Here is a 7,263-nt window from a genome sequence, read left to right as displayed (position 1 = left end):
GTTGGCGCAGACCGAGGCGGTGGGCCGCAGCGTCAGCTATTCGCTGCTGCCGTCAGAAATCGTCGGCCGCGTCGTCGTCAACAAGAGCATGACGGCCGACCTGCCCGAAGGCGGCGTCTCGGGTGCGGTCGACATTCAGACCCGCAACCCCTTGAGCTTCACCAAGCCGCTGACGATCGAGCTGGCAACGCAGGCCGTGTACTCCGATCTGGCCGACAAGACCGACCCGCAGTTCAACGCCTTGTTCAACTGGAAGAACGAGGCCGGCACGTCGGGCTTGCTGTTCCAGGTGTTTTCCGAGACGCGGCACGAGCGGCGCGATGGACAGGAGTTCCTGGGCTACAGCGTCGTCGATCCCGAGGGCGCCGTCGCCCAGGCCCACCCCGATCTGGCCGGCATCGTCTACCCCTCGCTGATCGGCTCTGCCTTCTTCGAGCAGAAACGCGTGCGCCAGGGCGGCCTGCTGGACTTCGAATTCAAGCCGACCAAGGACCTGACGGTCGACCTGAACGGCTTCTACTCGCACATGGCGGCCGACAACTACGACAACAACTTCATGGCCGCGCCGCAGGCCCTGATCGACGGCGGCGTGTCGCCCACGAGCTACAAGATCAAGAACGGCACCCTCGTGCAGGCGACCTTTCCGACAGTCGCCTACAACCCGAACGACCCATTCACGACCCCCGGCATCGTCGACCGCATCTTCCGTCCCGGTGCCGCTGCCGAGACCTACTACGTCGACGCGAATGCACACTGGCGCGTCAGCGACGCCCTCAAGCTCTCGGGCAAGCTGGGCTACACCCACGGCGTGGGCGAAACCCCGGGCGACCTGGGCTACGAGTCGGCACTGGCCGGCCACGGCATGGCTTATCAGATGTACGGTCTGGGCAAGCCCGCCGATGTGTCGTTCCCCGGCGGCGACCCGACCGACTTCAACACGGCTTATCCGCTGGGCGCCTGGTACTCGACCGTCAAGGTGGTCGACGAGGAGAGCTACGCCCAGGCCGATGGCGAGCTGGCGATGGACATGGGCGTGCTCGATTCGCTGAAGTTCGGCCTGCGCTGGAACGAGCACAAGCGCACGCTGAACTTTCCGAACAACGGCGGCTGCGGCTGGGCGGACGGTGGCTGCGGCGCGGTGCCGGAATGGCACGGCGAGCAATACCCCGGCAACTTTGGCCACGGCCTGGGCGGCGGGCCCGGCTTCCTGTCCGACGTGTGGCACCTGAACGGGCAGGCTGTCGAAGACTTCGTGCTCGGCCATGCGGCCAAGACCACGCCGTACTGGCCGGGCGAGTTGGCGGTGAACGAGCAGGTCACCGCCGGCTACGGCATGGCCAACCTCGAAGGCGAGAAGTGGCGCGCCAACGTCGGTCTGCGGCTGGTCAGCACCCGGCAAAAGGTCGACTTCAACGAGCCCGACGGCCCGGCGCCGGTCGATTCGGAGTTCGGCCCCTTCACCCATGTCGTGGCGACCAAGACCTACTTCGACGCGCTGCCGAGCGCCAACATCCGCTTCAACCTGAGCAAGGACCTGATACTGCGCGCCGCCGCGTCGCGCACCATTGCCCGGGCCGACTACAGCGCATTGGCCGGCGCGATCACCAGCCAGGACGACCTGACCCACTCGGGCACCGGCGGCAACGCCGAGCTGAAGCCGGTGCGTTCGAACAACTACGACGCGACGGTCGAGTGGTACTACGCGCCCAAGGCTCTGCTGTCTTTCGGCGTGTTCTACATGAACATGCCGAGCTATGTGAGCTTCGGCACCTCGCGCCACCTGCTGCTGAACAAGACGACCAAGCAGCTCGAGTGGTACGACATTACCTCGCCGATCAATGTCAGCGCCAGAAACCGCGGCTTCGAGCTGAGCTGGCAGCAACCGCTGTGGGGCGGCTTCGGCATGCAGGCCAACTACACCTACGCCGACGGCAAGGAAGGCAACGGCAACAAGCTGATGGGTTCGTCGAAGAACACCTACAACGCCGAGGCCTACTACGAGAACGACAGCTTCAGCGCGCGCGTGGCCTACACCTGGCGCTCGGACTTCCTCGTCGGCCTGGACCGCTCGACCAACGAGTACATGGCTGCCGAAGCCAACCTGGCCGCAAGCCTGAACTACAAGATCAACGACACCTTCACCGTGACCTTCGACGCGTTGAACCTGAACAACCCGGTGCTGAAGTACTACGCCGACAACAAGGACCAGCCGCGCGCTTTCTATTCCAACGGCCGCCAGTTCTACCTCGGCGTTCGCGTGTCGCTGTGATCGCAACTGCTGCCCTGCCCCGCCCCGCCGTGCTGCCGCGCCTGAATGAGCTGCAACGCGGTCGGGTGCTGCCGATCGACGCGTTCCGCGGCCTGACCTTCCTGGTGATGGTCTGGGTCAACGAACTGCACGGCGTGACCGGTATCTCGCGCTGGTGGAAGCACATGCCGGCCGACGCCGACGCGATGAGTTTTGTCGACGCGGTGTTCCCGGCCTTCCTGTTCATCGTCGGCATGTCGATCCCGTTCGCGATCCACGCGCGCATCGCCAAGGGCGACGGCTGGTTGGCGCTGCAGGGCCACATCGCCTGGCGTGCGTTGGCGCTGATCGTGATGGGCGTGTTCATGGTCAACGCCGAGGAAGGCTACGTGCACGAGGCCTCGATGGCATTGCCGATCGAGGTCTGGTCACTGCTGTTCTACGCGGCCATCAGCCTGGTCTGGGGCGTGTACCGCGCACCCAGCCCGGCGCTGGACCGCGCGCTGCGCCTGGCGGGTGTCGCGCTGATGGGGCTGCTGGCGCTGCTTTACCGCGGCGGGCCRGACGGCAGCGAGGGCCTGGCCCCGCAGTGGTGGGGCATCCTCGGGCTGATCGGCTGGGCTTACCTGATCGCTTGCGTGCTGTACCAGTTGTCGCGCGGTCGCATCGCCGTGCTGTGGTTGATGCTGGCCGCTTGCGTGGCCTATTACGCCGGCCATGCGGCGCTTGGCGACAACGCCACCGGCCTGGCCGCTGCGCTGCTGAGCCAGGACGGCCATGCCGCGCACACCAGCATCGTGCTGGCGGGTGTGATCTGTGCGCTGATCTACCACGAGGTCGACACGCTTCGCCCGCTGACGCTGGCCAAGCGCCACGCACTCGCTGTGGCCATGGCCGCAGCGCTGCTGGCCGCCGGCTTCGCGCTGCGGCCGTGGTTCCCGATCTCGAAGATCTACGCCACGCCCAGTTGGTGCCTGCTGAGCGCCGCCGCCTGTGTCGGTGTCTATGTGCTGCTGCAGGCGCTGATCGTGCAGGCTGGCGTGTCCGGCTGGGTGGCCTGGGTCGAGCCAGCGGCGAACAACCCGCTGGTGACCTACCTGCTGCCGTTCGTCATCGCTGCGGTGATGGGCTGGGCCGGCTGGGGCTGGCCGCCGGCGCTCAAGGACGGTGCGCTGGGCGTCGCTTTCTGCGCTCTATATGCCGCCGCGGTGCTGTGGGCCGTGGCGGGGCTGAACCGATTGAACGTCCGCCTCAAACTCTAATGACTGAAGGAGACTGACTTGTTGCATCTGAATCGTTGGGCCGCCGCCAGCCTGCTGGCTTGCACATTGGCCACCGCGTGGGCCGGCAACCGCCCGTTCCCGCAGCATGTGACCTACACCGCCGGCGCCATCAAGCCGAGCAACGTCACCCAGGCCAGCATGGACGCGGCGGTGAGCAGCCAGTACGCCAAGTGGAAAACCACCTACCTGCGCAGCGATGGCGGCGACGGCAACTGGATCAAGTACGACAACACCAACTCCACCGTGTCCGAGGCGCATGGCTACGGCATGGTGCTGGCCGCCTACATGGACGACCAGACGGTGTTCGACGAGATGCTGCGCTACTTCCGCAACCACCCGACCGACCAGAGCCCCGACCTGATGGCCTGGAAGCAGACCTTGCAGAACGGCCAGATGGTCGATGTCGAAGGTGTCGATTCGGCCACCGACGGCGACCTCGACGTCGCCTACTCGCTGTTGCTGGCCCATGTGCAATGGGGCTCGAACGGCAGCCACAACTACCTGGCCGAAGCGAAGAAGGTGATGGCCGCGATCCTGCAGTGGGACGTCAACCCAAAGAAGCACAACCTGACTGTCGGCAGCTGGGTCAGCGGCACCGACCGCAAGTACACCCGGCCGTCGGATTTCATGGCCAGCCACATCCTCGCCTTTGCACGCTGGGACACGGCCAATACCGCGGCCTGGAACAAGGTGCACGCGGCGATCGTCAAGGCGGTCAACGACCAGTTCACCCATGGCAGCGAAGCGACGGGCATCGTGCCCGACTTCATGGTCTTCAAGGACGGCCTGTGGGTGCCCACGCCCGGCAAGTTCCTCGAGACCAAGCACGACGGCGACTACAGCTACAACGCCTGCCGCACGCCTTGGCGGTTGGCCGTCTCGTGGCTGGTCGACGGCCGCACCGACCTGCTGGCCTCACAGCAGAAGACCGCGAGCTGGATCCGCGCCAAGACCAACAGCGTGCCGACCAACATCGACGCCGGCTACATTGTGCTCAACGGCACCAACGGCCAGTCGTTCCGCAGCTACGACGACCTGCCGTTCACCGCGCCGATGGCGGTCAACGCGATGCTCGGCGGCACCGCGGCACAGACCTGGCTCAACAGCCTGTGGACCTCGATCAACGGTGGCGACTACGGGCCGGTGGTCGACTACTACGGCGATGCCATCCGGCTGCAAGTCATGCTTACCGTATCTGGCAACTGGTGGAAGCCGTGAGCAGCAGCACCGGTTGATCGAGAGCAAAGCTGTTCACCGTCTGTGACGTGACGTCGCAGGCGGTGCCGTAGGATGGTTTTCAACCTCGCCATGGGGTCTGAGAGCCATTCGAATGCGGATACTGCTGGTCGAAGACGATGAGTTGGTGGCGGCCGGCCTGAGGGAAGCCTTGGGCGGGGCGGGCTATGCGATGGACCACCTGCCCTCGGCCGCAGCCGCGCCGGATGCGCTGGCGCACGGCATGCACGATCTGGCCATCTTCGACATTGGGCTGCCGGGCATGGACGGCCTGAGCCTGTTGCGCAAGGTGCGCCAGGCCGGCATGACGTTGCCGGTGCTGATGCTTACGGCGCGCGACGGCCTGTCGGACCGGGTCAGCGGCCTCAACGACGGTGCCGACGACTACCTGACCAAGCCGTTTCTGCTGCCCGAGCTGATGGYGCGTGTGAAGGCGCTGATCCGGCGCAGCAGGTCAGTGGCCACCTCCGTCATCAGCGTGGGCCCGTTGACGCTGAACCTGGCCACTCACGAGGCGAGCCTGCGCGGCCAGGCTCTGTCGCTGACAGGACGCGAGCGGAGCTTGCTTGAAGCCCTGATGCTCGACGCCCCGAAGGTGGTGGCCAAGCGCAAGCTGGCCGACAGCCTGAGCTGCTGGGACAAGGAGCTGACCGACAACGCCATCGAGATCTACGTCTCCCGCCTGCGCACCAAGCTGACTGAAAAAGGCCTAGCGCTGCGCACGGTGCGCGGCATCGGCTACCGGCTCGAAGCGGGCGCATGCGAGCCGCCAGCCTGAGCTTGCGCACCCGGCTGCTACGGCAGCTGGGGTGGCCCTTGCTCATCGTGCTGCTGCTCAGCGGGGTGTACGACTACGTGCGCGCGCTGGAGCGGGCACGCAACGACCAGGACCTGGCCCTGGAGCGGATCGCCATTGCACTGGCCTCGCGCCTGGACCTGGATGCCGACGACAAGGAAGACAACCTGGAGCCGCACCTGCGCGGCACCGTCGAGGCCATCCAACGCGCCGACGGCATGGATTTGCTGTACTTCATGGCAACCGGCGAGCAGCAGGGCTTGATAGGCGGCGACCTGGCCGTGTCGTCCATCCTCGACAGCCGGGCCAGGCAAGACGCCACCTTCGCGGATCGCCGGTTCAGCGGGCAGGACGTGCGCGTCGTGACCTATCCGCACCTGTCGCCGATCGGCCAGACGACAGTCGTCGTGGCGCAGACCACGCGCCGGCGAGACGATCAAGCCCGCCTCGTCCTGTTCGACACGCTGGCACCCAACGTGGTGCTGCTGTTGTTGACGCTGCTGCTCGTGCGCCGCGCCGTCACGCAGGCGCTTGGGCCACTGGATGAATTGAGCCGCGCATTCGCAGTGCGGCATGCCGAAGACCTGAGCCCTGTGTCAGACCCTTCGTTGCCCAGGGAGCTGGTGCCCGTCATCAAGGCGATCAACCAGCTGGTGTCCAACCTGAGGAATGCGGCGCAGATGCAGCAGACCTTTCTGTCCAACGCCGCCCACCAGCTTCGCACCCCCTTGGCCGGCATCCAGACCCAGATCGAGTTGGCGTTGCGCGAGCACCCTTCGGTGCCGCAACACCGAGAACGCCTGAGCGCTGTCGACGCCGYGCTGCGCCGATTGGCCCGCTCGACCCACCAGATGCTGGCGCTGGCGCGCTCGGGCCCACAAGCCGTGACGGTGGACGCGATGGACGTGGTCGACTTGCAGGCCCTGCTGGAGGATGCCGCGTCCGCTTGGCTGGACACCGCCTTGCAAGCCGGCGTCGACCTCGGCTTCGAAGCCTCTCCCGCCCAGGTCTGGGGTTCGGCCTGGATGCTGGGCGAGGCGCTGAACAACATGGTCCACAACGCCATTCGCCACAGCCCGCGCGAAGGGAAGGTAACGGTTCGTTGCGGGACGGACGCGCAAGGTGCCGGTTGGTTGTCGGTCGAAGACGAAGGCCCCGGCATTGCCGAGTCCGAGCGGGCTCGCGTCTTCGAGCGCTTCTATCAAGGGGCGGGCGCCGTGTCGGGCGGCTCGGGCCTGGGCCTGGCCATCGTGCGGGAAGTGGCCGAGCGCCATGGCGCCACAGTCACACTGACCGATGCACCGACGAGGCGAGGCCTGCTCCTGATCATCAAGATACCGACCGAAACATTGCGTTCCAACACGTCAGGTGATTGAAGGCTTGGGGTTCGTACGCTGCGGGCCCACCCAAGCCCTGCACCTGACATGCCGCAGAACGCCTTCGCCACCGCCTCTGCGCAGGCCGCCCCGCGCCACCCCAACGCCATTGTTGCGGCCCACTGGTTGACGGCGGTGGCCATCCTGTTTTCCTTCGCGCTGGTGTTGCTGCGCGAGGTGGCAGAGGGCGACTTCTTGCGGGCCGGGCTGCTCAATGCGCACCGCGTGTCGGGCCTGCTGATCGGCCTGCTGGCAGTCAGCCGCGTGCTGTTTCGCTGGCGCAAGCCGATGGCCAGACCCGTGGCCCACACCACCCGCCTGCAG

5 protein-coding genes and 1 pseudogene are annotated in these 7,263 nt (G+C 66.3%); all 6 read left to right on the top strand.

Annotated features, from left to right (window positions below):
• Positions 1 to 2,269 (top strand): TonB-dependent receptor (locus AC1DYI_RS22335; RefSeq protein WP_477206333.1); only part of this gene is annotated, 2,269 nt, incomplete at its 5' end.
• Between the two features lie 29 nt (positions 2,270 to 2,298).
• A complete protein-coding gene (locus AC1DYI_RS22330; RefSeq protein WP_477206332.1) occupies positions 2,299 to 3,510 on the top strand; it encodes a DUF5009 domain-containing protein in 1,212 nt (403 codons plus the stop codon).
• A gap of 18 nt (positions 3,511 to 3,528) precedes the next feature.
• Positions 3,529 to 4,749 carry a family 8 glycosyl hydrolase gene (locus tag AC1DYI_RS22325; RefSeq protein WP_477206331.1) on the top strand — a complete coding sequence of 407 codons (1,221 nt, stop codon included), beginning with the start codon at positions 3,529 to 3,531 and terminating at the stop codon, positions 4,747 to 4,749.
• Between the two features lie 112 nt (positions 4,750 to 4,861).
• The gene (locus tag AC1DYI_RS22320) at positions 4,862 to 5,545 is read left to right on the top strand and encodes a response regulator (RefSeq protein ID WP_477206330.1); all 684 of its coding nucleotides are present in this window, start codon (positions 4,862 to 4,864) and stop codon (positions 5,543 to 5,545) included.
• A complete protein-coding gene (locus AC1DYI_RS22315) occupies positions 5,527 to 6,939 on the top strand; it encodes a sensor histidine kinase (RefSeq protein WP_477206329.1) in 1,413 nt (470 codons plus the stop codon). Before AC1DYI_RS22320 ends, AC1DYI_RS22315 begins: the two co-directional genes overlap by 19 nt.
• A 48-nt stretch (positions 6,940 to 6,987) precedes the next feature.
• Positions 6,988 to 7,263: pseudogene (locus AC1DYI_RS22310) on the top strand (hypothetical protein); the annotation flags it as partial.

The organism is Ideonella sp. P3_A4, assembly GCF_056403075.1.
The sequence above is the reverse complement of the archived record's forward strand: the minus strand, read 5'-3'. Positions and strand labels throughout refer to the sequence as shown.